General features: G+C 66.6%; 21 protein-coding genes. 10 read left to right on the top strand and 11 right to left on the bottom strand.

The features are described 5' to 3' along the window. Window positions 1–2: 2 nt before the first annotated feature. The 5 genes from FBY30_RS04625 (at window position 3) to FBY30_RS04605 (ending at window position 7,095) form a co-directional block, all read left to right on the top strand. Window positions 3–1,328, top strand: a complete 1,326-nt coding sequence (locus tag FBY30_RS04625) for an MFS transporter (RefSeq protein ID WP_142131452.1) — start codon at window positions 3–5, stop codon at window positions 1,326–1,328. 8 nt (window positions 1,329–1,336) lie between these two features. After that, the gene (gene menE / locus FBY30_RS04620) at window positions 1,337–2,899 is read left to right on the top strand and encodes an o-succinylbenzoate--CoA ligase (RefSeq protein ID WP_142131451.1); all 1,563 of its coding nucleotides are present in this window, start codon (window positions 1,337–1,339) and stop codon (window positions 2,897–2,899) included. 101 nt (window positions 2,900–3,000) lie between these two features. After that, window positions 3,001–4,026 (top strand): bile acid:sodium symporter family protein, encoded by a 1,026-nt coding sequence (locus FBY30_RS04615; protein WP_142131450.1) that lies wholly within the window; start codon window positions 3,001–3,003, stop codon window positions 4,024–4,026. Between the two features lie 124 nt (window positions 4,027–4,150). Beyond that, the gene (locus tag FBY30_RS04610; protein WP_142131449.1) at window positions 4,151–6,616 is read left to right on the top strand and encodes a molybdopterin oxidoreductase family protein; all 2,466 of its coding nucleotides are present in this window, start codon (window positions 4,151–4,153) and stop codon (window positions 6,614–6,616) included. Further along, window positions 6,613–7,095: a hypothetical protein gene (locus FBY30_RS04605; RefSeq protein WP_142131448.1), complete on the top strand. Its 483-nt coding sequence runs from the start codon at window positions 6,613–6,615 to the stop codon at window positions 7,093–7,095. Before FBY30_RS04610 ends, FBY30_RS04605 begins: the two co-directional genes overlap by 4 nt. An 84-nt stretch (window positions 7,096–7,179) precedes the next feature. Here FBY30_RS04605 and FBY30_RS04600 read toward each other — a convergent pair whose 3' ends face one another. From FBY30_RS04600 to FBY30_RS04590, 3 genes are all read right to left on the bottom strand, one after another. After that, a complete protein-coding gene (locus tag FBY30_RS04600) occupies window positions 7,180–7,479 on the bottom strand; it encodes a DUF4193 domain-containing protein (protein ID WP_018772148.1) in 300 nt (99 codons plus the stop codon). A 72-nt stretch (window positions 7,480–7,551) separates the two neighbouring features. After that, window positions 7,552–9,483: a glycoside hydrolase family 15 protein gene (locus FBY30_RS04595; RefSeq protein ID WP_142131447.1), complete on the bottom strand. Its 1,932-nt coding sequence runs from the start codon at window positions 9,481–9,483 to the stop codon at window positions 7,552–7,554. 10 nt (window positions 9,484–9,493) lie between these two features. Beyond that, a complete protein-coding gene (locus FBY30_RS04590) occupies window positions 9,494–9,970 on the bottom strand; it encodes a hypothetical protein (RefSeq protein ID WP_142131446.1) in 477 nt (158 codons plus the stop codon). Between the two features lie 206 nt (window positions 9,971–10,176). Between FBY30_RS04590 and FBY30_RS04585 the strand changes: the two genes are divergently transcribed. After that, window positions 10,177–10,785 (top strand): TetR/AcrR family transcriptional regulator, encoded by a 609-nt coding sequence (locus FBY30_RS04585; RefSeq protein ID WP_142131445.1) that lies wholly within the window; start codon window positions 10,177–10,179, stop codon window positions 10,783–10,785. After that, complete coding sequence (locus tag FBY30_RS04580; protein ID WP_200830635.1) at window positions 10,782–11,735, top strand: DMT family transporter; 954 nt, start codon at window positions 10,782–10,784, stop codon at window positions 11,733–11,735. The genes FBY30_RS04585 and FBY30_RS04580 overlap by 4 nt, the downstream gene beginning before the upstream one ends. On the opposite strand, the gene FBY30_RS04575 is transcribed toward FBY30_RS04580, so the two are convergent. From FBY30_RS04575 to FBY30_RS04565, 3 genes are all read right to left on the bottom strand, one after another. Beyond that, on the bottom strand, window positions 11,732–12,028 hold the full coding sequence (locus FBY30_RS04575; protein ID WP_142131444.1) for a DUF3040 domain-containing protein: 297 nt from the start codon (window positions 12,026–12,028) through the stop codon (window positions 11,732–11,734). The two genes, FBY30_RS04580 and FBY30_RS04575, sit on opposite strands and share 4 nt — an antisense overlap. A gap of 107 nt (window positions 12,029–12,135) precedes the next feature. Continuing rightward, on the bottom strand, window positions 12,136–12,660 hold the full coding sequence (locus FBY30_RS04570) for a DUF488 domain-containing protein (RefSeq protein WP_142131443.1): 525 nt from the start codon (window positions 12,658–12,660) through the stop codon (window positions 12,136–12,138). 105 nt (window positions 12,661–12,765) lie between these two features. Beyond that, window positions 12,766–13,809: an aldo/keto reductase gene (locus tag FBY30_RS04565; RefSeq protein WP_142131442.1), complete on the bottom strand. Its 1,044-nt coding sequence runs from the start codon at window positions 13,807–13,809 to the stop codon at window positions 12,766–12,768. A gap of 176 nt (window positions 13,810–13,985) precedes the next feature. Here FBY30_RS04565 and FBY30_RS04560 point away from each other — a divergent pair, with 176 nt between their 5' ends. Continuing rightward, window positions 13,986–14,720, top strand: a complete 735-nt coding sequence (locus tag FBY30_RS04560; RefSeq protein WP_142131441.1) for a GAF and ANTAR domain-containing protein — start codon at window positions 13,986–13,988, stop codon at window positions 14,718–14,720. Window positions 14,721–14,881: 161 nt separating this feature from the next. Next, window positions 14,882–17,104, top strand: a complete 2,223-nt coding sequence (gene malQ / locus FBY30_RS04555) for a 4-alpha-glucanotransferase (protein ID WP_142131440.1) — start codon at window positions 14,882–14,884, stop codon at window positions 17,102–17,104. A gap of 84 nt (window positions 17,105–17,188) precedes the next feature. On the opposite strand, the gene FBY30_RS04550 is transcribed toward malQ, so the two are convergent. Continuing rightward, window positions 17,189–20,368, bottom strand: a complete 3,180-nt coding sequence (locus tag FBY30_RS04550; protein WP_142131439.1) for an alpha-amylase family glycosyl hydrolase — start codon at window positions 20,366–20,368, stop codon at window positions 17,189–17,191. 178 nt (window positions 20,369–20,546) lie between these two features. Next, window positions 20,547–21,626, bottom strand: a complete 1,080-nt coding sequence (locus FBY30_RS04545) for a lactonase family protein (protein ID WP_142131438.1) — start codon at window positions 21,624–21,626, stop codon at window positions 20,547–20,549. Between the two features lie 265 nt (window positions 21,627–21,891). Here FBY30_RS04545 and FBY30_RS04540 point away from each other — a divergent pair, with 265 nt between their 5' ends. Next, window positions 21,892–22,665, top strand: coding sequence for a putative protein N(5)-glutamine methyltransferase (locus FBY30_RS04540; RefSeq protein ID WP_442858295.1), 774 nt, complete (start codon window positions 21,892–21,894; stop codon window positions 22,663–22,665). Window positions 22,666–23,019: 354 nt separating this feature from the next. Here the strand turns inward: FBY30_RS04540 and FBY30_RS04535 are convergent, their stop codons facing one another. The 3 genes from FBY30_RS04535 to FBY30_RS04525 form a co-directional block, all read right to left on the bottom strand. Continuing rightward, window positions 23,020–25,053 carry an HNH endonuclease signature motif containing protein gene (locus FBY30_RS04535; RefSeq protein ID WP_268815683.1) on the bottom strand — a complete coding sequence of 678 codons (2,034 nt, stop codon included), beginning with the start codon at window positions 25,051–25,053 and terminating at the stop codon, window positions 23,020–23,022. A 207-nt stretch (window positions 25,054–25,260) separates the two neighbouring features. Continuing rightward, complete coding sequence (locus tag FBY30_RS04530) at window positions 25,261–25,680, bottom strand: YtxH domain-containing protein (RefSeq protein ID WP_142131437.1); 420 nt, start codon at window positions 25,678–25,680, stop codon at window positions 25,261–25,263. Between the two features lie 124 nt (window positions 25,681–25,804). Next, window positions 25,805–26,071 carry a GlsB/YeaQ/YmgE family stress response membrane protein gene (locus FBY30_RS04525; protein WP_142131436.1) on the bottom strand — a complete coding sequence of 89 codons (267 nt, stop codon included), beginning with the start codon at window positions 26,069–26,071 and terminating at the stop codon, window positions 25,805–25,807. Window positions 26,072–26,135: the final 64 nt, after the last annotated feature.

The raw sequence follows: 26,135 nt of genomic DNA, 5'->3' as shown, positions 1-26,135 counted from the left end.
CCATGTCCGGACACACCACGCTCGCACCCGCGGGCACGGCCGCCAAGCGCAAGGAAGCGCGCACGGTCATCCTGTCCAGCTATCTGGGCAGCACCATCGAGTTCTACGACTTCCTGCTCTACGCCACGGCCGCAGCGGTAGCCTTCCCCAAAGTCTTCTTCGCCGGCACCGATGAATGGGTGGGTGTGGTGGCCGCGTATGCCACCTTCGCTGCCGGATACGTGGCCAGGCCGCTGGGCGGGATGATCTTTGGCCACTTCGGCGACAAGGTGGGCCGCAAGGGGATGTTGATTATCTCCATGGCGATGATGGGCATCGCGTCCACCCTCATTGGCCTGATCCCCGGTTCCAGCGTGATCGGACCTTGGGGCGCTGTCATCCTGGTGCTCCTGCGGGTCTGCCAGGGCATCGCCGTGGGCGGCGAATGGGGCGGGGCCGCGCTCATGGCGCTGGAGCACTCGGACCCCAAGCGGCGTGGCTTCGCGGCGTCGTTCGTCAATGCCGGTGCCCCTACCGGCGCCGTGCTGGGCACCCTGGTGATGGGAGCCTTCTCGGCCCTGCCGCAGGACGCTTTCCTGGCTTGGGGCTGGCGCGTGCCGTTCCTGCTGTCCTTCGTGCTCTTGATCGTGGGCATGTTCGTCCGCCTGCGAGTCTCCGAAAGCCCCATCTTCGCCGAGGCCGTGGCCAAAGAAACTGCGCAGGGCGCCAAGCGCAAGATTCCGCTGCTGGACGTGCTGCGCCGGCCCAGGGCGCTGATCATGATCATGTTCGCCGGCGCCGCCGGGTTCGGCCTGCAGGTAGTGCTGCCCACCTTCTCGGTCACCTACGCCGTCTCCAAGGGAGCACCACAGCAGGGGGTGCTCTACGCCTTCGCCGGCGCCTCGGCCATCTCCATCGTGTTCGTCCTCTTGGGCGGCCGCCTGTCTGACCGGTTCGGCCGCCGCCCGGTGATGATTGCCGGCCTGGCCCTGTTCATCGCCTACCTCTTCCCGATGTTCGGCATGCTCGGCTCCGGCAACGTGGGCATGGTCTTCCTGGCCTTCACCGTGGCGCTGATCCTGCACTCATCCCTGTACGGACCCCTGGCAGCGTTCGTCTCCGAACAGTTCGGCACAACCTCCCGCTACACCGGCGCGGCGGTGGGCTACCAACTGGCCACCCTTATCGGTGCAGGCTTCACCCCCGGCATCATTGCGGGCCTCTACAAGGATTCGGGGCAGAACATCCTCCCGGTGGTGGTGTTCCTGTCCGTCATGGCACTCGTCTCGATTGTCTTCATCGCCCTGACGCGCGAATCTAAGAACAACGACCTCACCACGGTCCGTTAGGAGAACCATTGGACAACAACGGAGTTGGTTCCTGGCTGCACCGGCGCCGCCGGAAATCAGGCGCCAAGACGGCCCTCGTGTCCGGAATCAGCACCCTGAGCTACGAAGAGCTCGCCGAACGGGCCGACCGTTTGGCCAACGCCCTCCGGGACAGGGGAGTGGCGAAGGGAGACCGGGTGGCTTACCTGGGGGAGAACCATCCTTCCTTCGTGGAGACGTTCTTCGCCTGCGGCCTCCTGGGCGCCATCTTCGTGCCGCTCAACACCCGACTCGCACCGCCGGAACTCCAGTTCCAGCTGCAGGACTCCGGTGCCAGGCTCATGGTCAACGCCGGCGCCCTTGAGGCGCAAGCCTCCGCCGCCGTGCAGGAGACTGCGGTGACCCACCGCCTCGTCATAGCGCCCGACGGCGGGACGGAACCTTCCGCAGCCGCCACGCCGTCCGCCGTCGAACGCCAAGCCGTGCCTGAAAGCTACGAGGAGGCACTGCAGGCGGCAGCGCCGGACCATCCGGACGTGCCGGTGAGCCATGACGACGCGGCGATGATCCTCTATACCTCCGGGACCACGGGCAAACCCAAGGGTGCGTTGCTGACCCATGGGAACATCACCTGGAACTGCATCAACACCATCGTGGACGTGGACGTCAACCGCAACGACGTGGCGCTGATGATCTCACCGCTGTTCCATGTGGCGTCCCTGGACATGGGCCTGCTCCCGATGCTCCTGAAGGGCGCCACCGTGGTCCTTGAAGCCAAGTTCGATCCCGCCAAGGCCCTGGAACTGATCCAGGAGCACAAGGTCACCTCCCTCAACGGGGTGCCCACCACGTTCCAGCTGCTCTGCGAGCATCCGGGCTGGGCGGCGGCGGACCTCGGCTCGCTGGACAAGCTGACCTGCGGCGGATCGGCCATTCCCCGGCGGGTCCTGGACGCGTACGAGGACCGCGGCATCGGCTTCACCAGCTGCTACGGCATGACCGAAACCGCCCCCGGCGTCACCATGCTGCCCGTGGAGCGGTCCCGGGACAAGGCCGGCTCGGCAGGACTGCCCCACTTCTTCACTGATGTCCGGATCGTTGATCCCATGGGCGGCGTGGTGGCCCAGGGGGAGGTGGGTGAGATCCAGATCTCCGGCCCCAACGTGATCAAGGAGTACTGGAACCGGCCAGAAGCCACCGCCGGCAGCTACGCTGACGATTCCTGGTTCCGCTCGGGCGACATGGGTTACCGGGACCAGGAAGGCTTCCTGTTCGTCTCGGACCGGCTCAAGGACATGATCATCTCCGGCGGGGAAAACATCTACCCGGCCGAGGTGGAAGCCGTCATCTCCGAGCACAGTGCCGTGGGCAGCGTGGCCGTGATCGGGGTCCCGGATGACAAATGGGGCGAGGTCCCGCAGGCCATCGTGACCCTGCGCGAGGGCGAATCACTGACAGCGGAGGAGCTGCGCAGCTTCCTCGACGGCCGGCTGGCGCGCTACAAGATTCCCAAGTCGCTGGTGGTGGTGGCGGACATGCCCCGCACGGCCAGCGGCAAGATCCGGAAAATGGAGCTCCGCAAACAGCTCTGACTGCCGTAGCGCCGCAGTTCAGGCCGCGTATGGTTCCGCCGTTGTTACCGTTCACGGTCATCAATTGGCGGAGCCATACCAGCCGGTGCCACCATGATTGGATGCTTGAGGCAACTAAACCCCAGAATTCCCCGGACGGGACACCCACCAACCCTGCGCTCGAAGCGGAAAGCAGGATCGCCCGCATCGCCGTGACGGTGTTCCCCATCCTGGTGGTGGCTGCAGGCATCATCGGCTTCCTGCTCCCCGGAGTCTTCAAACCCATCGCGCCCAGCGTGCCCTACCTGCTGGGCATCATCATGTTCTGCATGGGCCTGACCCTCACGCCGCCTGACTTCGCCGCCGTGGCCAAACGCCCGTGGGCCGTGGCCCTGGGAATCGTGGCGCACTACATCATCATGCCCGGCGCGGGCTGGCTGATCGCCGGGGCCCTCAACCTTGAGCCGGAGCTGGCCGTCGGCGTCATCCTGGTGGGATGCGCGCCTTCCGGAACCGCCTCCAACGTCATGGCCTTCCTGGCCAAGGGCGACGTTGCCCTGTCCGTTGCGGTGGCCTCCGTCTCCACCCTGATCGCCCCGATTGTCACCCCGCTGCTGGTCCTGTTCCTGGCCGGTTCCTACCTCCAGATCGACGCCGCCGGCATGGTGGGGGACATCGTCAAGACCGTGCTGCTGCCGGTGATCGCCGGCCTCCTTGCCCGGTTGTTCCTCAAGAAGCTCGTCGCGAAGGTGCTGCCGGCACTGCCGTGGGCGTCCGCCGTCGTAATCTCCCTGATCGTGGCCATCGTGGTGGCCGGCAGCGCCAGCAAGATCATCAGCGCCGGGGCCATCGTGTTCCTCGCTGTGGTGCTGCACAACGGCTTCGGACTGGGGCTGGGCTACCTGGCCGGCAAGCTGGGCCGCCTGGACGACAAGGCCCGCCGCGCCCTCGCCTTCGAGGTGGGCATGCAGAACTCCGGCCTGGCCGCCACCCTGGCTACGGCCCACTTCACCCCGCTGGCAGCGCTTCCGTCCGCCGTCTTCTCGCTGTGGCACAACGTTTCCGGTGCCATCGTGGCTGCCTGGCTGGCCCGGCGTCCGCTGCAGGACAAGCCGGCCGATGCGCCGTCGCCGGCCAAGCGGGCCTGACCAGCACCGCCTCTCCCCGGCGGCACAAAAACCCCTGTTACCAGCGGCCCCTCCTGGGTACAGGAACCGGTAGGGACAACGTCGTTTCGACGCTGCCCGCCGGTTCCGGACAGGAGATGGACAGATGACTCGGATTGACCGAATAGCTGAACCATGGGGGACAAGGACGCCGTACGGCAGCGGCGGTGATTGGCCGGTCAGGGTGGACACGCACCTGGCCGAGGGGGTGGCCCCGGAGGATGTGGACCGGTGGGTCCAGACGGCGTCGCTCCTCCACTCAAATGGCGACGCCATGGATATCGCCGTCAAGGACAACCGGATCGTCGGGGTGCGCGGGCGCGCCGTGGACCGGGTCAACCACGGCCGGCTGGGCCCGAAGGACCTGTACGGGTGGCAGGCGAACGCATCGCCGGACCGGCTGACCAAACCCCTCATCCGCGAGGGCGGCAAACTGGTGGAGACGGACTGGGACACGGCCATGCAGCGCATCGTGGACCGCTCCAAGGCGTTGCTCGCGGAGCAGGGACCCAGTGCCCTGGGCTTCTACACCACCGGGCAGCTTTTTTCGGAGGAGTACTACACCCTGGGCGCGATTGCGCACGGCGGGATCGGCACCAACCACGTGGACGGCAACACCAGGCTCTGCACGGCCACCGCCGGTGAGGCTCTGAAGGAATCGTTCGGCTGCGACGGGCAACCCGGCTCCTACACCGACGTTGACCACGCGGACGTCATCGCCCTCTACGGGCACAACGTGGCGGAGACCCAGACCGTCCTGTGGACCAGGATGCTGGACCGCCTCGCCGGACCCAACCCGCCCAAGATCATCTGCGTGGACCCCCGCATGACACCCGTGGCCAGGGCCGCCACGCTGCACCTGGCCCCAAGGCCCGGCACCAACGTGGCCCTGATGAACGGCATCCTGCACGAGATCATCTCCAACGGCTGGGTGGACCAGGAGTACATCCAGGCGCACACGGTGGGGTTCTCCGAGCTCGAAAAAGAGGTCAAGAACTACCCGCCGGCCCTCGTTGCGGAAATCTGCGGTGTCCCGGCGGAGCAGATCACCGAGGCGGCCAGCATCATCGGCCACGCCGAGCGGCTGCTCTCCACGGTGCTGCAGGGCTTCTACCAGTCCAACCAGGCCACGGCCGCCGCCGTCCAGGTCAACAACGTCAACATCATCCGCGGCATGCTGGGCAAACCCGGGTGCGGCATCCTGCAAATGAACGGCCAGCCCACGGCGGAGAACACCCGGGAATGCGGGGCCGACGGCGACCTGGCCGCCTTCCGGAACTGGTCCAACGATGCGCACATCAAGGACCTCGCACGCGTCTGGAACATCGACCCCATGTCCATCCCGCACTACTCTCCGCCCACGCACGTCATGCAGATGATGCGGTACGCCGAGGACGGCTCCATCCGGATGCTGTGGGTCAGCGGCACCAACCCGGCGGTCTCGCTGCCCGAGCTGGCGCGTATCCGCGGCATCCTGCAGCAGGAGCGGCTGTTCCTGGTGGTGCAGGACATCTTCCTGTCCGAGACCGCCCAGCTCGCGGACGTGGTGCTCCCCGCAGCCACGTGGGGTGAGAAGACGGGAACCTTCACCAACGTGGACCGCACCGTCCACCTTTCGGAGAAGGCCGTGGACCCGCCCGGGGAGGCCCGGCCCGACCTGGACATCTTCATCGACTACGCCCACCGAATGGGCCTGCAGGACAAGGACGGGCAGCCGCTGATCAAATGGCACGATCCCGAGTCCGCGTTTGAGGCCTGGAAGGAATGCACCCGCGGGCGGCCCTGCGACTACACGGGCATCACCTATGAAAAGCTGCGCGGCGGCTCGGGCATCCAGTGGCCGTGCAACGAGGAGAACCCGGACGGCACGGAGCGGATCTATGCCGACGGGAAGTTCTGGGCGCACCCGGAGTACTGCGAAACCTACGGCCGCGACCTCATCACCGGCGCGCCCGTAGACCCGTCCGAGTACAAGGCCCTCAATCCGGAGGGCAAAGCCATCATTAAGGCCGCCGAGTACATGCCGCCGCACGAGCTGCCCAGCCAGGATTTTCCGCTCCAGCTCATCACCGGCCGCACGCTCTACCAGTTCCACACCCGCACCAAGACGGGCAGGGCGCCGGAGCTGCAGGCAGCCGCGCCTGATGTTTGGGTTGAGTTGTCAGCGGACGACGCCGGCGCTTACGGGATTGCCGAGGGCGACCTTGCGGAGGTGGAGACACCCCGCGGTTCCGTCCGTGCCAAGGTGCGGATCAGCGGCATCCGGAGCGGGGTGCTGTTCCTGCCCTTCCATTACGGCTATTGGGACACCGACGGCGGCCATCAGCCGGACGGGGCAGGGCGGGCCGCGAACGAGCTGACCATTACCGACTGGGATGCCGCGTCCAAGCAGCCTATTTTCAAGACGGCCGCGGCGCGCATCACCAGGGTTTCCGCCGGCGAGGGTCCGTCATTGGCGCCCACCACCACAGCCTCGGCTCCGGTGGGCGGCTTTCCCGAAGGGGCCGCGACGAAGGGCATTCCGTCCGCGATGGCCGACGAGGCTCCGGAGATGGCAGGAGGAGCACGATGAAATTCGGGCTTGTACTTGAGGAAATGCACCGCTCCGAAAACGACCTGGCGCACCACCTGCTGACCATCTCGGAGCGGCACAAGGTGGACCACGAGATCTACCACCTGGCCCGGGACCTTGCGCGCTGGTCCCAGCAGCATGTGCGGGACATCGCGGCCATGGGCAAGAACTACGGCCTGGACCTGGATCCTGAACCGCGCGGCGAAATGGGACTGATGGAAACCATTCGCGAAAAGGGCAGCGAGATGGTGGGCCGGCGCCCCGAAACCGGCATGCTGCTGCTGCGTGATCTGCGGGAGCTCTACCTGAAGGCCTGCGGGGTGTCGGCGGACTGGGAACTGCTGGCCCAGGCAGCCCAAGGGAAGAAGGACAAGGACCTCCTCGCCTTGGCCGAGAAGTGCCACCCCCAGACCATCCGCCAGATGAAGTGGGCCAACGGCAAGCTGAAGGAATCCGCCACGCAGGTCCTGGTCAGCTAGCAAACTCCAAGCGGGAAGATCGCGCCGGCCGCGGGTGGGAATTCCAATAGTTGAACCCCTCCGTGGCCGGTCTTCGTCCCCCTGCTAGCCCTCACATTCCTTGCAGTACTTCTTGCCGTCCTTCTCCCGCGCCAACTGGCTGCGGTGGTGGACCAGGAAGCAGGACATACAGGTGAATTCGTCTGCCTGCACCGGGACCACCTGGATGAGGAGTTCCTCGTTGGAGAGGTCTGCGCCGGGCAGCTCAAAGCTGTCCGCGAGGTCCGTTTCGTCCATGTCGGGAGCAGCTTCCCGGCGGCCGGACTTATCGGACTTCAGCTCCTCCAGGGCGACGTTCGGCTCTTCCTCGGGAGTCACCCGCGGAGCGTCGTAGTCAACTGACATGTGGTGTGTTCTCCTGTCAGGATTCGGTGCCCAGATTGTTCTGAACAGATCGACAACGCAGGACGCAGGCAACTAATTCCCGTGGCTTCGGCCGGATTTCCGTGAGGATTTTCCAAGCACTTCCGACGTCGGGTCGCCAGCCTGGCGCAGGGCCAGCGCGGCCTGGACCATTGCGGCATGGGTGAGGGCCTGGGGATAGTTGCCAAGGAAGGCGCCGGTGGCCGGGTCCAGCTCCTCGCTGAAGAGCCCCAGCGGGGAGGCCAGGTCCAGCAGCGCGCGGAACGTCTTCTCCGCTTCTTCCCTCCTGCCGGTCAGGGCCAGCGCCTGGACCAGCCAGAATGAACAGGGCAGGAAGGCGCCCTCGCCGCCCTCCAGTCCATCCTGCCCGGGCGGGTACCTGTAGAGAAGGGGACCGCCGGCACCCAGCTGGTCCCGGATCGCGTCAACGGTCCGGCGGACTGCCTCGGCGCGTGGCTCCTCAAGTCCAACCAGCGGAAGGACCAGCAGGGCGGCGTCCAGGTCCGCCGATCCATAAGTGCGGGTGTAGATACCCCGGACCGGATCGAAGCCCCGGCTTCGGATATCCGCCCCGAGCCGGTCGCGGGAGGACTCCCACCGGCGCCGCTGCCTCGCTGCCAGGCGATGGGTGGCACCAATGCGCAGGGCCCGGTCCAGCGCGAGCCAGGCCATGAGCTTGGAATGGACATGATGGGCAGCGTCATCGCGGATTTCCCAAATCCCGGCGTCGGGGGCGGACCAGGATCCTGCCACCAGGTCCGCGAACCCGCGCATGGCACGCCACGTCTCCGAGTACAGCCGGTGGCCACCCTGCACCAGCACCCAGGCAGCGTCCAGCACCCAGCCGTAACCGTCGAGTTGGTGCTGCCCGGCTGCACCGTTGCCGGTCCGCACCGGTGTGCTCCCGGAATAGCCCGGCCAGCCCCGCAATTCGCGCTCGCGGGGAACGGCCCGGCCGGACAGCGTCAGCAGTGCGGGAAGCCGTGGCCGCTGCAGCCGGCTGGCGTGCAGCAGCCACCCAAAAAAGCCAAGGGCCACGTCCGCCTTGCCCACCTGCAGGAACGCGGCCACACCAATACTCGCGTCCCGCGGCCACGCGAACCGGTAGTCCCAGTTCCGGATCCCGCCCGGATTTTCCGGCAGGGAGGTGGTGGGCGCCGCGACCGGAGCGCCCGACGGTGAGTAGGTGAGGAGCCGCAGCGTCAGCAGGCTCCGCAGTACCTGTTCGCGGAACGGGAGACCGGCGTCCACTTCCTCCGCCCAGGCTTCCCATTGCCGTTCGTCATCGAGCAGCAGTTGCCAGGCGGCTTCCGGGTCCACGTGGATCAGGGGCTCGCCGTAGGCGACGGCCAGGACAAGCGTCACCGGGTGCCCGGGATGCACCACGAGTTCCTGTTCGTCGCCATCCGGGAGCGGGCAGCCTTCGCTGGAGCCCAGCGACACGGCCAACGGTCCCCATTCGCCCACCAGGTCCCGCGCCCGCCGGCTGATCCGCGGCATGCGGTGCGTTTCGCCCAAGCGCGGAGCAAAGCGGACGACGGCGGCTACCGGGCTTGAGTGCGCCGTGAGCCGCCGGACCAGGAGCGTGGTGGGCAAGAGCGCGCCGGATACCTCAGCCACCATCGCTTCGGTCAACGTCAACACGCCTCTGCCCGAGGACCAGCTTGTTTCAAGCGTTGCGGTGTGCCCGCGGTAGCGGCGGTTCAGCAGGCGCGCCGGCCCGGCCGGTCCGGCAACAAACTGGCCCGCTTCCCAGCCGCCCAGCAGGGCGCCGAAGATTGGCTCGCCGTCGAACGCAGGCGCACACATCCAATCCACAGATCCGGCAGACGATACCAGGGCCGCTGTCCGGGTATCACCGACCATCCCGTAGTCGGCAATGGCGGACGGCTGCCAGCGTGCGGCGGGGGAGGGGCCGACGCCGGCCTGCGGCTTTGGCCGCTCTGTTGCGGTCGTGCGGCGCTTCCGCCCGGATACAAGGCTCATGGCGCTCACTTCACAGAGCCCTTAGCAGGAGTCCCAGGACGGCCCCGTACGCTACATGCGCCACGATGGCCACGGCCGGGGTCTGGATGCCATAGTTCAGACCGAGCAGTCCCGGCGGCTCGAGCACGGCGGTGGTGGACAGGCCTGCGCGGGTGGAGGCCATCCTGGGGTGCACGCCGGGCAGCAGCGGAAGGATGACCGTAAGCACCACCGCCACGTGCAGCAGGCCCAGCAGTGCGCCGGTCCACCAGGCAGCCCTGCCAAGGAGGGCGAACGCTCCGGCGTAGCCGAGGGCAAACACCTGGCCCGCACCAAGGTGGATGAAGAAGCCGGCAACACGGGCACGGTCCGGATCGGGCGTCACCAGGGTGCCAAGCACCAGCGGCAGGTCCAGCCGCGTCAGGCCGGCCATTTGGGCGGCAATCATGATGATCGTCAGGACTGCGGTGGCCAGGAGCCCGAAAAGTCCCCATCCCTGCCAGTCCATCTCATGCCGCCCAACTGGCGGGAAGCAGGGCCAAGGTTCCATTCAAGGGGTAGTTGGAATGCAGCATCGGGACCTCGTTCTAAAACTGAATATCTTGAATTTAGAACTCCTGCCCATGAGTGTCAAGGACCCTGCGGTGATGGCGTTCCCGGCTCGAAGGTAAAGTAGGTAGACTGGTCTACCTACTGCTAGCTCAAGGAGTACCCATGCCTGCTGCCGGTACGGCGGGAACCGCCTCGACTCAAGCCCGACCGCCCGCCCGCGAGCTGCTGCTGGAGGCGGCTGCGCGCCTCTTCTACGCAAACGGCGTCGCCGCCACCGGAATCGATGCCATCACCACCGAAGCGGGCGTGGCCAGGAAGAGCCTCTACAACAACTTCAGCTCCAAGGCAGACCTAGTGGCGGCTTATCTCGAAGCCCGGCACGAAGAATGGCTTGGGCTTTACCGTAAGAGGCTGGAAACGGCCGGCACTGCGCGTGAACAGGTCCTGGCGGTCTTCGATGCCTACCTGGACCACGCCAACTTCGCGTACCAGCACGGGTTCCGGGGCTGCGGACTCCTCAACGCTGCGGCGGAGCTGCCCGCCGGGGATCCAGGCAGGGCCGCGGTGCGCCGCCACAAGGAGGAGGTGCAGGAACTCCTCGCGGAACATCTGGGTACCCTGCTGCCCGGGCAGAAGGAACGGGCGCCGGGAATCGCTGCGCATCTGGCATTCCTGCTCGAAGGCGCCATGGCCAGGGCCGGCCTGGAAGGTACGGACGTACCGCTGCAGGAGGCACGGCTCATCGCCGGGCAGCTGCTGGACGCCCTGTGAGCAGCGTGCGAAATTATCCGAAGGCCCAACTCCGGGGTGCCTTGGCGGTGGTGGCCGCATCGATCCTCTGGGGCACCACCGGAACCGCCGCCACCTTCGCCCCCGGCGTGAACCCGCTGGCTATCGGCGCGGTGGCGATGGGCTTCGGCGGACTGCTGCAGAGCCTGTACGCTGCACGGCACATCAGGATCCAGTCCGGCAGCCTGCTTGAGCGGTGGCGGTTGGTTTCGCTGGGCGCCGTGGCGGTGGCCGTCTACCCCTTGGCGTTCTACAGCTCCATGCACCTGGCCGGGGTGGCGGTGGGAACCGTTGTCTCCATTGGCTCGGCCCCGGTGGCGGCGGCCCTTATTGAACGTTTCGAGGACCGGAGACCCTTGAGCCGGCAATGGATTACGGGGGCCCTGCTTGGAGTGGGCGGAGCCGCCTTGCTGTCGCTTTCCGGACACGAGCCCGCTGCCGCAGGTCCAGGCGCCGATCCATGGACCCCGACGGCGGGGATCCTCCTGGGGCTGCTGGCCGGAACCACCTATGCACTGTATTCCTGGGCAGCGCACCGGCTGACGGGCCAGGGGCTCACCGCCAGGGCCGCCATGGGGGCGGTCTTCGGTCTGGGCGGGCTCCTCCTGATGCCGGTCCTCACGCTGACCGGCGCTGCGCTGCTGGAGTCCTGGCGCAGCGTCGGCGTGGGCGCCTACATGGCCGCAGTCCCGATGTTCGCCGGGTATCTCCTGTTCGGTTGGGGTCTGGCCCGGGTCGGGGCGAGCACGGCCACCAGCATTTCCCTGCTCGAGACGGTCGTGGCTGCCGTCCTGGCGGTGCTTGTGGTGGGCGAACGGCTTCCGGCACTTGGCTGGCTAGGCGCCGCCGTCGTACTGGCCAGCCTGTTCATCCTTACGCCGCGGCCGAAAAGGCCCTGCCCGGCACCGGCGGGCGCTCCGTCAACGCTCTAGCCGGTGGGCTGGCGTCCGGCGCTGCGGGCCAGCACAGTGGGGCCCAGCAGCAGGCAGGCGCCCAGCCTCAGCAGCAGAATTCCCAGCACCACCGCTCCGGGTGCCGGTAGCCCTGCCCCGGCAAGGATGAGCACGACGCCGATCAGGGCCGCTGCCATTCCCGGGAGCAGGCCTGAGGGGAAACGGCGCGCGGGATAACCGGACAACAGTTCCATGGCCAGGTGGGGATCATCCGCGATCAGTCCCAGTTCCAGCTCCTTGAGCAGGCGTCGCTCCTCATCGGACATTGGCATGGTGGGCCCCTGCTTCCCTGGGAGGCGGTATCGCTATCGACCGTAGGAGCGTTCTACCGGTTAGTCAATAGCGACGGCGCTCCTATGGCCGGGCCGCCGCGCCGGTGTCACCCGGCCACGTCATAGCGCAGTTCATGGCCCAGTACCCGCACGCCCTTGGTGGGAACGTGCGGCACCGCCTTGCCGGGCGGCATCAGGTGCTCAACGGGCTGGCCGGCCAGCAGGAGGCAGTGGTCGGAGATGAGACGGCGGTGGCAGCGCCACCACAGGGTTTCGCTGCACATGATCGCGGTCCGCACTGCCTGGGAGCCGGCAACGAGTTCGGCTGCGGCGGCCAGGAAGTCCCCCGTGCGCATATAGCCTGCATACGCGCGGAACGACTCATTGCGGAGGGCCGTGTCAGGGGAATCCGGGGGCAGCTTCCGGAACCCGCCCAGCCGTTTCTCCCACCGGTAACCGATGCCCGCGTCGGGCAGCCACTCCGCCATCAGGTCCTTGCCGAAGTGCGGATGCTTGCGGCTGCCCGGCCCAATCCGCACATCCACCAGCGACGTCACCCCCGCGCTCCTCAGCAGCGCCGTGAAGTCCGCCTGGGAGGAGGTGCCGTGACCTACCGTGAACAGCGTTTCCATCCCGGCCATCATAGGCAGGGGGTGGGGGTGGGCTTAGGTCAGGTACGACGGCGGCGTGCGGCTTCCAAGGTTTTCCCCACCTTGGATACGGTCCCGGAAAGCCGGCTACCGCCGTCGTAATTCCGCAAACTCGATGGACGGAACAATGGCGCCCGCGTCCCGCTCCACGAAGTTGGTGCCGGGCGGCACCAGGTCGTCGATGGCGTCAAGGACGGACTCGCCCAGCCGGACGTCCGCGGCGCGGAGATAGGCGGAAAGGTGTTCCTCGCTGCGCGGGCCGATGATCACGCTGCTGATGGCGGGGTGGGTCAGGGCAAAGCCCACGGCCAGGTCCACCAGGGACAGTTCCAGTTTGTCCGCCAGGCGGGCCAACGAGTCCGCGGCAAGCAGTTTCCGCTCGCTGGAGGGCCCGGAGATGTCGTACCGGCCCGGCAGCGTGTGCACCCTGGTGGGCGGCTTGCCCGATTCCAGGACGAAGCTGCCGGACAACCAGCCACCTGCCAGCGGGCCGTAAGCAAGAACCCCCAGCCCGTACTGCTGGGCAATGGGCAGGACGTCCCGCTCGTTGCCGCGGACCAGCATGGAATACGGAACCTGGTTGCCCAGCGGCGGGATCAGGTGGTTGGTGGTGGCCAGCCACTGGGCCTCGACAAGCTGTGCGGGCGTGAACACCGAGGTGCCGTAGTAGAGGATCTTGCCTTGGCGAATCAGGTCGTTGAGAGTGGTGATGGTTTCCAGGACGTCGGTGTTGTAGTCCGGCCGGTGTGCCTGGTAGAGGTCGATCCGGTCTGTCTGGAGCCGCCGCAGGCTCCCCTCCACGGCCTGGGTGATCCAGCGCCGGGAGTTGCCCGAGTGCGCCGGATTGGGGCTCATCTGGCCATGGAACTTGGTGGCCAGGAAGACATCGTCCCGGCGGCCGCGGAGCGCCCGGCCCACCACCTGCTCGGACTCGCCCTGCGAGTAGACGTCCGCTGTGTCGATCGCGGTGATGCCGGCATCCAGGGCGGCATGGATGATGCGGATGCTCTCCTCCGCGCCGGTGGGGGCGCCCTGGGAGCCGGTTCCCTCGCCGAAGTTCATGGTGCCAAGGGTGAGGGGACTGATAGGAGTGCCCGACCTGCCGAACACCCGCAGTTCGCTGAGGCTCATCCGTGGTCTCCTCCATTTGGTTGCCATGCCTTGGGTCGTCACGAGGCTACACAGATTCAGCAGGCCGCCGCAGAATCCAGCCTTAGTCCTTCGCTTTTCGTCGCAGGGAGTAACGCGGGCAGCGGGAATGACGTTTTATGGCGCGCAACCGGTGGGAAGAGCGCCTATATTGAGGCATGAGCACCCCTGGAACTGGCGATGAGTTCGTCCAACTGCACGACCTCATCATTGGCAGCAGCAACGTGGCCGACTTCCTGACCGAGCTCTCGACCGTTGCCGCTGCCACGCTCAGCGATGCCGCCGGTGTGTTCATCGAGTGCGGGGTGACGCTCCGCCGCCGCAAACGCACTGCCACCATTGCCGGCAGCAGTGAACGCGCAGCCGTGCTGGACAAGCTGGAGCAGGCGCTGGGGAACGGTCCCTGCATCGCGTCACTGGACGCCATGAAGCCGATGGTCCTGTCCGACGTCCACACCGATACGCGCTGGCCCGCTTACCAGGAGGTGCTGGCCCAGAACGGCTGCCGCAGCGCGCTGGGCGTTCCGCTCGCCCTCGATGAACACCAGGCGGCCGCCCTGAACTTCTTCGCAGCGGAGCCCGATGTGTTCACCCCCGGTGTCGTCCACCGGGCTGAAGGGTTCGCGGACCTGGCCGGCCGGGCACTGCGGTTGGCGCTGCGGATCGCGGACGCCCAGAACCTGGCCGATGACCTCAAGGCCGCCATGGCAAGCCGCACCACCATCGACATGGCGTGCGGGGTGATCATGGCGCAGAACCGGTGTTCCCAGGAGGAGGCCATGGCCCTGCTCACCAAAGCGTCCAGCCACCGGAACCAGAAGCTGCGGGACCTGGCCGGTGAAATCATTGGCCGCGTGAGCGACGGCGCTGTGAGTACGCACTTCGATCCGTAAAACCGTGCACCTGTCCCGACCCGCCTGTGTACCTTCCGGGTTTCGCCTCTGAGCTGCCCTGCAATAATCTGAACCAACGGTTGTGCATGGGGTGTCACTGCCCGGGTACAACAACAGCAGCACTGTAAGTTCCGGGACCATCACAGACGAGGCGGACACCCATGACGGCTTCAGACCAGCAGCACGCACCACGGCCAGCTATGCCCGCTGACCCTCCCGCCGCTGCCCCTGAACCCGTGGATCCGCACCTGCTGCAGCAACTGGCTGACGCCCACGGCGTCGGTACGTCCTTCCAAGGGTGGGATGGGCTTCCCCACTCCGTTGCAGAATCGACGTTGATCAAGGTGCTCGCCGCCCTGGGCGTTGACGCCCACACCAACCGGCACATCGAGGCTGCCCTGGCCGAGGCGGATCTTGCGCCCTGGCGGCGGATGCTGCCGCCCGCCGTCGTCATCAAACAGGGCGAACCCGCGCAGGTTCCGGTTCACGTCCGGGACGGGGCAACTACCCGCCTGACCATCACCCTTGAAGGGGGCGCAGGGTCCCGGGAGGCCCTCCAGCAGGACGTTTGGGTCCAGCCCCGCGAGGTCGACGGCGTTTCCATCGGACGTGCCACGTTCTCCCTTCCCGAGGACCTGCCGTTGGGCTGGCACACCCTGCACGCGGAGTCGGAGGATGCCACTTCCACCGCAACCCTGGTGGTGACGCCCGCGCGGCTGGCCACTGCCAAGCCGCTGGAGGAGCGCCGCGGCTGGGGCCTGGCCACGCAGTTGTATTCCGTCCGCTCAAAACGGTCTTGGGGCATCGGTGACTTTGCCGACCTCGCAGACCTGGCCGCGATCAGCGGGGCGCGCGGCGCCGACTACGTACTGGTCAACCCGCTCCATGCGGCGGAGCCGGTTCCGCCCATCCAGCCCTCGCCCTACTCGCCGTCCACCCGCAGGTTCTTCAACCCGCTGTACATCCGCATCGAAGCCATTCCTGAGCTGGCATACCTGCGGCCGCGGAAACGTGCGGCGCTGGAAAAGCTCCACGAGGAAGTGGCAGGGCTGAACAAGGAAGGTGCCCGGCTGGACCGGGATGCCGTGTACGCGGCGAAGCTGCAGGCGCTGGAGATGCTCTACCACACGCGCCGATCACCTGCCCGGCAGGCCGCCTTCGATGAGTTCTGCCGCCTGTCCGGCAAGGGGCTGGAGGATTTTGCGCTCTGGTCCGCTATCCGTGAGGATCTTGCGCCGGGCGACCCGCTCTGGAAGGACCCGGCGTACGCCATCGGCACACCGGAGGCGGAGGCGCTCCGGGAGAAGCTTGCGGACCGCATCGGGTTCCACCGCTGGCTGCAGTGGATCTGCGATGAGCAGTTGGAGAACGCCCAGCGCACCGCGCTGAGATCCGGAATGCGCCTCGGCGTGGTGCACGACCTCGCCGTCGGCGTGGACCACAGCAGCGCCGATGCCTGGACGCTGCGCGGCGTGCTGGCCCCGAACACCAGCGTGGGCGCCCCGCCGGACATGTACAACCAGCAGGGCCAGGACTGGGGCCAGCCGCCGTGGCACCCCACGCGGCTGGCGGAGGCCGGCTACCAGCCGTTCCGCAACATGCTGGCCAACGTGCTGCGGCACGCCGGCGGCATCCGAGTGGACCACATCCTGGGCCTGTTCCGGCTGTGGTGGATCCCCATGGGGAATGCTCCGGGGGACGGGGCCTATGTCCGCTATGACCACGAGGCCCTGATCGGAATCCTCGCGCTGGAGGCGCACCGGGCCGGCGCGGTGGTGATCGGCGAGGACTTGGGCACCTTCGAACCGTGGGTTCGTGATTACCTTGCGGCCCGCGGCATCCTGGGCACGTCCATCCTGTGGTTTGAGTACGACGGCGATTCACCCCTTGCGCCGGAAAAGTACCGTACGCAGGCACTCGCCAGCGTGAACACCCACGACCTCCCGCCCACGGCCGGCTACCTTGCCGGGGACCACGTGGGGCTGCGGAGCAGGCTGGGGCTGCTGGAACGCTCCGAATCCGAAGAACGGGCGGAGCACAATGCTTCGCTGGAGAAGATGTTCGCCCTGCTGCGGGAGCGCGGTTACCTTTCCGAGGGCGCTCCCGGGAGTGCGTCCGGGCAGGCAACCGAGGAACACACCATCGAGGCGCTGCACCTCCTGCTCGCCCAGGCACCATCGGTGCTCCTCGGGGTGGCCCTGGTCGACGCGGTGGGGGAGCGGCGCGTCCAGAACCAACCCGGCACCACGGAGGAGCTGTACCCCAACTGGCAGGTTCCGCTCGGCGGCCCGGACGGAAGGCCGGTCTACCTGGATGACCTTCCCGGCAACAAACGGTTCAATTCCCTGCTCGCGGCGGTGGAGGGAGCAATGCACCGCCAATAATTGGCACCGCTCCTAACCGGACATGAAAAAACCGTGGCCCCGCCGCTCCTGGAAGCGGCGGGGCCACGGGTTTTGTTTCCGGGGCTAACCCTGGCCCGCGGTGATTACGTGCGTGAAGTGGTCGTACCTGAAGGTGACCGGGCCGCCGTCGTGCTCAAAGACGATGTTGGCGCCCGGGGATGCCCCGCCGGCCCCGTAGCTTACATCCCACGACTTGTTCAGCGCGGCCTTGAACTCGTAGCTTCCAGCCGGAAGGTCAGGCACCGTCAGCTTCCACACCAGGTCCGCAGGGTCCAGCACCAGCTGCGCCTGGGCGCAGGACGGCTCCCAGTCCGAGGCGCAGCCCAGCTCGCTGTCCATGCTTCCCGCTGCCGCCACCGCGCCCGGTTGCTCCGACGCATACACAGCGCTGAGCACGTGCGTGCTGTTGTCGTAGCGGAAGGTGACCCGCCCGCCTGGATGATCCAGCACGATGTTCTGGCCGTTGAGCTGGCCATCCGCGCCGTAGTTCTCGTCCCAGCCGCCGTTGAGCGCCGCCTTGTACTCATACTTCCCGGCCGGCAGGTCAACGGTCAGCCGCCAGATCCGGTCCGCCGGGTCCAACACCATCTTCGCCTGCGCGCAGGCCGGGTCCCATTGGGCGCTGCACCCCATTGCTTGGTTGAGCGAGCCGGCAACAGTCACTGAGTCAGGCTGTGGCGCCTGGCCTACCGTGACGGTCCTGGTTTCGCTGGTGACGCTGAAGCCGGCACCCGTCATGGCAGCCCGGTATTGGACTTTGGTGCCGTCGGCGAGCCCCGATACGTCATCGGTTGCCGTGTACACGGGCGACGACGAGTCGCTGCCCACTGCCGTCCAGTCCCCGCCGTTGACGCTGCGCTCGAAGGACACCACGTGGCTGGCCTTCTCCGGATCGGCGGTGGCGCTCAGCTCCACCTTGCCTTCCACGCTGCTGCCCTCGGCAGGCTTCTGCAGGGTCAGGACGGGCGCCGGGACACTTGCCGATCGGCTCTGGCTGGTGGCAGTGTGCCCGCCGTTGTCCAGCACGGTGGCGCGGTACTCCAGCGGGGCGCCTGCGTCCAGCGCCGCCACGTCGTGGAACACCTGGTACGGCGCGGTGTCGTCGGTGCCGATCTGCTGCCACTGTCCGCCTGCCGTCCTTGCTTCAAAGGTGACCTCGTAGAACGAAGTACCGTCGACGTCGGCCGTCACGTTGATGCGTCCGTTGTCACCCTGGGCGGCGGCTGGCTGCTGAAGGGCGACGGCGGGGGCTGCCTTGGAGTGCGGAATCCGGCCGGAGGATTCGTAGACGACGGCGGAGAGCGGCGGTACGGTGACCGTCAGTTTGGCGTCGTCTGAAGTTTTCACTTCGTCTGCGCCCTGGCCATAGATGCGGGTGTAGCTGCGCTTGGCGATGTAGGTGGGGACCTGGGCCGTCTGCGGCTGCGCGCTGTTGTTCAGGGCCACCACGTATTCACGCTGGTCCTGCGCGTCGGTGCGCGAAAAGGCGTAGATGCCGGGCCCGTCGGAGGCGTAGCGGTGCTGGTGGGCGCCGTTCCGCAGTGCAGGGTGCTCCTTGGTGAGGGCAGCCAGTTCCCTGATCTTGGCGTAGAGCGGGTGGTCCGGGTTGAAGTTGTCGGTGGCGTGGGTGGCGTCCGTGCCCAGCAGGTCGTCGTCAAGGTAGTCCGGCACCTTGCTGGCGAAGAGGGTCTGACGCGCATCCTGGTCACCGCCCGGGCCGGTGAAGCCCTGTTCATCGCCGTAGTAGACCACCGGATTGCCGCGCGAGAAGTACATCAACTCGTGGGCCAGTTCGTCCCGGGCCACCTTCTCGGCGTCGGTAGCGGCAGGGTTGTCCTGCGCGATGAAGCTGCCGATGCGGCCCATGTCGTGGTTGCCCAGGAAGGTGGGCAGCTCGTAGACGTTGGAGTCGGCGTCGGTGTACCAGTCATCCCCGGCGAAGAAGGCCTGCAGCGCCTTGGCGTCCTGGCTCTTGGAGGCGAAGTTGCGGGCGGCGTCCTGGAAGGGGAAGTCCAGGACGGCCTGCATCTTGTTGCGGGTGGTGAACTGGGAGGTGAAGCTCTTGCTGGTGTCGAAGACCTCGCCGAACATGAAGAACTCGTCCTTGCCGTGTTCCTTGGCGTAGCTGAGGACGTTGGGGCCGAATTCCTGCCAGAACTCGTTGTTGACGTGCTTCATGGTGTCGATGCGGAAGCCGTCCACGCCGAAGTCGCCGATCCAGGACTTGTAGATGTCCTCCATGCCGTGGACCACTTTGGGGTTCTCGGTGAAGAGATCGTCCAGGCCGTAGAAGTCCCCGTACATGGAGTCCTCACCCGTGAAGGTGGTGTCGCCGCGGTTGTGGTAGAGCGTGGGGTCGTTCAGCCAGGCCGGAACCTTGAGGTTTTCTTCTCCCGGGGCAAGGACTGGCTTGTAGGGGAAGGAGGTGTTCGCGTCCAGCTTTGGGAAGGTTCCGGTACCTGCGTAGTCACGGTCGTCGAATGCTTCGCCGGAGGCCGTCTTATAGGGGACTGCGTCCTTGGACACGTAGCCCTTGCGGTCGCCTTCCTGGTAACCGATGACGTCCGCGGTGTGGTTGGTGATGATGTCGAAGTACACTTTCATGCCGCGGGCATGGGCCTCGTCAATGAGACCCTTGAGCTCGTCATTGGTGCCAAGGTGCGGATCGATCTGAGTGAAGTCGGTAACCCAGTAGCCGTGGTAGCCGGCCGATTTGTCCTCAGGCTGGACGGCCTTGTTCTTGAAGCTGGGTGTGAGCCAGATGGACGTGGTGCCCAGCCCCTGGATGTAGTCGATCTTGCTGCGCAGGCCGGCCAGGTCGCCGCCGTTGTAGAAGCCTTTTTTCGTCGGATCGAAACCGGACACCATGGGGTCGGGGCCAAGCCCGCCCTGGTCGTTGGCGGTGCTGCCGTTGCTGAACCTGTCCGCCATGACGAAGTAGAAGTTCTCGTCAGTAACCGCCCCGCGGAGTGAGTGTAGGGCGGACCCGGACCCGTTGCCTTTTGTACCGGTGCTGGTGCCGTTGGAACCAGGGCTGTTGGGGCCAGGGTTGTTCGGACCCGGCGCGGCATGGGCCGGGAGGACTGCAGCGGAGAGGGCGACGGCGGCCGCCAGGAGGCCGGCTGCCGATCGGACGGCGGTGGTGCGGCCGACGGTTCGGCGGCCGGGGGCGGGTTGTGTTCCTGCGGGCTTTGCCGGCAGTGGGGCGCGTGGGGGCGCGCCGGGAGGGGTGCGGAATAACAAGTGTGAGACCTTCCTGGGAAGCAGCGCTGCTATACAGGCTTGCCGTTGACATGGGGATGCGGCAGGAGGGTTCGGAGGACAGCATGCTGTTCTGTGAACCGAGTCACAACTGTAAGCGCTTGCACTGGATTACTCCAGTGTTTAGGTAAGGTCCATTCCGCTCGGGCAGCCCGCTGTTCTAGGTTGCAGGCGCAGGCATAGTTGCAGGCACCAGGGCCGTGGGCGATGGGGTGGGCAGGTTATGCAGCAGCGGGCCTGGGAGCCCCGTGACAGGATCCAACTCGAAGGTGGCGATGTTGTCCGACCGTTCGTGGGCCACGTGCAGCAAGTTTCCCCGGACCAAGTGGTGCCGAGGCCAGTCCCCGCCGCTGTCTATGTCCTTGACGGGGATCAGTTCGGTGCCGCCCGCTGCCACTTCCAGGACACTGATGATGTTCGAGCCCCTGACGCCGGCATACGCGAAGCTGCCCTGCGGGCCAAGGCAGATTTCGGCGGCGGAGTCGCCTTCCTGGCTTCCGCCCGCCGTTGCGGGTCCCCGGAAGACCAGTTCATAGGTACCCGCTTCGGAACGCACCACGAAGACCTCCACGGAGTATTCAGACACGATGAACACGCTGCCGGAAGGGTGCTCCACCAAGTGTCGCGGGCCGCTGCCGTAGGGGAGGACCACCTCGTGGTCGGCTACCAGTCCGGTTCCCGGCTCGTAGTTCCAGATGCGCAGGGTGTCGTGGCCCAAGTCCGTGGTCATGACGCGGCCGTCGCTGAGCATCAGGCTGGCGTGGGCACGGCTCTGCCGGGGGTTGTCGGGAGAAAGGCTGCCGTGGGGATCCACCGACGGTGCGGCGGAAAGCCGTCCGGTCATTCCGCCGTCGGCATCCAACTCGTAGAGGAGGACCTGCCCGTCACCCCAGCACGTCGCGGTGACGAAGCGGCCGCCCGGATCGACGGCAACGTGGCAGGTGGCGTCGCCCGCAGGCTCTGCTTCCCCCTGGACTTCCAGGCCAAAGTCCCCCAGACGACGGTATGCCTGAACCTTCTTGCGCTGTTCGGCGGCCGCATACACCACGGGCAGTATGGGATGGACGGCCACGAACGACGGCGACTGGGCCTCGACTGCCGTTCCCAACCATTCGAGGCTTCCGTCCTGATGGGCGCGGACAGCGCCAATGCCTTGGGCCCGGCCGCCGCCGTCGGGGGTGTAGGTGCCGATCCAGAGAAGGTTGCTGGCTGCGTTGTTGTTGGCTCCGCCGGTGGTCATGGTCCCATCCTGCCAACAGCTGCTGCTATTCCGGAGCACCGGGCCGCCGATTAGCATGGGATTTCCGGCAACGGCAGAAGGCGGTGGGTGCAATTTCGGCTCTATCAGTATCGGGTTCCCCCTCGCCGCGCCGTTCCGGGAGTTGGGCTTAGCGGCCGTGGGGGTGCCCGTCGGCTCACCGAAAGGCGCTGCTTTGCTGCATTCTGGATCGCAGGCGGTTCACGGCCAGCCCGAATCGCCCTCCTACGGGCGTATCGTCTCCCTGTTGCGGTCTGCCGGCTGCGTTTTCGCCGAAGATGAAGCCCGGCTCCTGTTGGCTGAAACCTGTAGCCCCACGGAACTCCGGCGGAATGTCCGGCGCCGCATGGAGGGTGTTCCCCTCGAACACATCCTGGGCTGGGCAGAGTTCGCCGGCGGCCGGGTCCTGGTTGAGCCTGGCGTCTTTGTGCCGCGTCGCCGCACGGAACTGTTGGTCGCCGAGGCCGTGGCATTGTTGCGGCACGACGCCTTGGCGGCACCCCCCATTGTGGTGGACCTCTGCTGTGGTTCGGGTGCGGTGGGGGTGGCCGTCCTTCGCCAGTCCCCGCGGGCGGATTTGCATGCGGCGGATATTGAACCTGCGGCCGTACGGTGTGCCCGCGCGAATCTTGAACCTCTGGGCGGTCATGTCCATGCGGGCGACCTGTTCGAGGCTCTTCCATTTGCACTGAATGGCGGGGTCCAAGTGCTGACTGTCAATGCTCCATATGTGCCCACGGAAGCCATCCGTACCATGCCGCCGGAAGCGCGCCTTTATGAACCTGCGGTGTCACTCGACGGCGGTCCTGATGGCCTGGACTTTCACCGTCGGATTGCTGTTGGTGGGATTCAGTGGCTGGCTTCGGAGGGCCATCTGCTTATCGAAACCAGTGAGCGGCAGGCAGCCGGCACCTCCGAAATCCTGGCAGCAGCCGGGTTTGCCGTACGAACAGTTCGTTCGGAGGAACTGGATGGGACTGTGGTCGTAGGGCGCCTCGTGGCCGAGAGTATGCGGCGTTAGAGTCCCCTCCGCTCCAGCTCAGGCCCCAGACAGAAACCCGCTCTTACGGACGGCATTAGCTCCCCGCCTTTCGAGCTCAGCCCGCGGACTGGGACCGTCCAAAACCAAGCGCCATCCGCTTTCCGTTTTGCGGTTCTGCCCGAGACGGACAACCGGTTAGGCCCAGGTGGGCGGACAACCAACTTCTCACACCGGCCATCGGTATCGATCCTCCAGGACGGATAACCCTCTATACCGGGACACAGCCTCCGGCGACAACACCCACCGTGGAGCACGAACGGCTGCTTATCAACGGCATGGTCCAGCCGCACAAACCGCTGATTAGCTGTCGACGGCTCGCGGGCAACCCGGGTTTCATTCCCGTGGGTGGGGTGGTGGGGGTGGTTTGAAGTAGTGGTTTTGTTGGGGTGTTTGGTTGGGGTCGAGGTGGGGTGGGGGGATGAAGGTGGGTGTGTCGTGGGTGGTGGTGATGGTCCATTGTTCTTTGTGGATGAGGTGGTGGTGGTGGCTGCAGAGCAGGACGCCGTTGTTGGTGGTGGTGGGTCCGCCGTGTGACCAGTAGGTGATGTGGTGGGCTTCGCACCAGGGGGCGGGGATGGTGCAGTTGGGGAAGGCGCAGCCTTGGTCTCGGGCGGTGAGGGCCAGGCGTTGGGCGGGGGTGAAGAGCCGGGTTTTGCGGCCGAGGTCGAGGATTTCGCCGCGGGTGCCCAGGAGGGCGGGGATGATGTCGGCGTCGCAGGCGGTTTTGCGCAGGGTGGTGGCGGCGACGGGGCCGGAGAACATGAATGCTCCGGTCCCGGTGGAGGTCCCTGTCTGGGCTTCCGGGGCCGTTTCCGGTTCCGCTTGTGAGTGCGTTCGGGCCTCTGATCCTGGTTCTGTTTTCCCGGATGTGGTGCCGGGGGTGTGAGGGAAGAGGTCTTGGTAGTGGATGGTGGCGATGATTTGGGGTCGGTTGCCGCCGGTGGTGGGCAGGGTGTTGGTGGTGAGGGCGGCTTTGGCGGCGGTGACGAGGCCGTCGAGTTGTTTTTGGGCGCGGGTGCGCCGGTCCAGGTCCGGCAGGGCGGTGTGCTCGGTGGCGTTGCCTGCCGGTGTGCTGTCTCCGGTGCCGGTACCTGTCCCTCCGCTGCCGCCGCCGCTGCCGGTGCCGCCGCCCGTGCCCGACCCCTCTGCAGTGCCAGTGGCCGTGCACATGCCGGTGTTGGGGGTGGTGGTGCGGGGGTTGGTGGCGGTGTTCATGACGGTGAGGAGGTGTTCGTATTGGTCGCTGGTGGCGAAGATTTCGACGCGGTGCAGGCCGTGGCGGGGTTTGCGGATGAAGGCGCCTTGGGTGTGGCGGAGGGCTTCTTCGGTGGGTTCGGTGCCGTCGGCGTCGATGGTGTCCATCCAGCGTTGGGCCAGGCGGGTGAGGAAGTCGGGGTCGGTGGTGGTGGCGGTTGTGGTGAGGTGGTGCTCGATCCGGTCGAGGGTCTCTTCGGTGGTGTGGTGTTGGAGCCGGTCCAGGGTGGCGGTGATGATCGTCGCCGCATGCGAGGACACCGCCGGGTGGGCGTTTTCGGTGGTGGCACCTTCAACAGTGGTCGGGGGTGTGGGGGTGAGGGCGGCGGCGAGGTGTGGCCTGGTGGGTGGGAGTGGTTCGCCGGTGATGGTGGTGGCGGGCAGGACGTGGTGGGCGAGGGTGAGGCGGCGGCGGGCTTCGCGGATGGGGATCTGCAGGCGTAGGCGGAGGAACTCGGCGCTGTTCCGGCACCCATCATCGCCCGGGGACACCACGGGGCGCGGCAGGCCTCGTGTGGAGGGTGGGCCGGGCCAGTTGCGGTCGGTCTCGCTCACCGCGCCGGTCCCGGTAGAAGTCCCGGTCGCGCACGCTGTGCTGGTGTGGTCCAGGGCGCCGGTCCCGGTAAAAGTCCCGGTTGCACACGCTGTGCTGGTTTGGTCCAAGGCGTCGGTGCTGGGGGTGGTGTTGAGGGTTTCGATGCCGTTGGCGTCCCAGCCGGTGATCCAGCCCGTGGACCCGCCTGGGCGGGTTCGGGCTGGGCGGGTTTTGGCTGTGGCGGCGTCGTTGATGGCTTGGGTGCGGGTCCGGTCCACGGCCCCCGCGGCCAGGAGTTGGAGGTATTCCATGGAGCGGGCGAGGCCCTCGATCCGGGCGGCGTAATCAGCGGCTTCGGCATGGCTGGCGGTTGCCAGCAGGTCCGGGGCGGCCAGGGCGGCGGCCGCCAGCTGTGCGGCCAGCCCATCCAACACGTCCTGCCCACCGGGCCCCGAGGCCGATGCCTGCAAAGGACCTGCCAAAGGATCCTCACTGGGGACCGGGTGAAGCCGGGCCGGGCGCGGCAGCCAACTGCCGGCGTCGTACGCCCTCCCAAGATCTTCCCCAATGGCCTCCATAACCCCACTCTGCCAGCCACCACTGACAATCAAGAGACCCCAAAACCCCTATGTGGAAAACCCGGGGAGGCTACGGAAACCACCGTTTAAACACTGCCGGCCGCCGCGTCCCCCAAGGATCGCGACGGCCGGCAAGGCGATTCAGTTGTAGCACAAAGCCCGCTTAGTCCCATGTCACGCGGCAGTGACCGCGTAATGAAGCAGGTATCAGGACTTTGCGCCGCTCCCATCGGAGGTACCAAGGTTGGTGGTTTCCGGGTGGGTGCTGTGTGCGGGGATGTGGTCTTCGCCAAGGCCGCCCGCGCTGGTTGTAGAGGTACCAGTGGCGGTGCCGGGGGAAGTGCCGGCCGCTGCGGAAGACTGGCCGCCGTTGGACGAGCCATCCCGGTGCACGGCAGAACCAAGCACGGTCCCTGCCCTGCGCGCGGCTTCGCCCAGCTGGTCCGCCACTTCAGGCGCCTTTTCCTTGATGGCCTCCGTAGCTACGGAAACCTTGTCCTGTACCGGCTTGCTGTCCCAGATGCCGGCCGCGCGGGCCTTCAGCTTGTCGTAAGCAGCACGGCCTGACCGCGAGCCGAGGACATAGCCGACGGCAACGCCTACACCCAAAAGAAGCTTGTTTTTCACGATGAACTCCTGCTCTCCGAGAAGGTTGTCAATCCTGGCCGAGGGCGGTGATACCCCGGCTGGAGAAAGTGAAAGCCGGCCCGGGGATGGTGTCCCCAGGCCGGCTTCCTGGCGTGCGCGGTTATTAGCCGCGTGCGCCGCGCTTAGTGACCATGCCGTAGATCGCAAGAACGATCAGCGAGCCAACAATCGCCAGCAGCCAGGTCTGCAGCGAGAAGAACTCCTGCAGTCCGCCGCCGAACAGGGCGCCGCCGATCCAGCCACCGAGCAGTGCGCCTACGACGCCCAGCACCATGGTGATGATCCAGCCGCCACCCTGACGTCCCGGAAGGATTGCCTTGGCAATCGCGCCGGCGATAAGTCCGAGAATCAGAAATGCAATAAATCCCATTTGTCGCTCTCTTCCTAAGTAAAGGAGGCCCCCATGTTCGGGAGGCACTTCGTCCTTCTGGCTC

The sequence above is a fragment of the Arthrobacter sp. SLBN-83 genome (assembly GCF_006715285.1).
GTDB lineage: Bacteria > Actinomycetota > Actinomycetes > Actinomycetales > Micrococcaceae > Arthrobacter.
The sequence above is the reverse complement of the archived record's forward strand: the minus strand, read 5'-3'. Positions and strand labels throughout refer to the sequence as shown.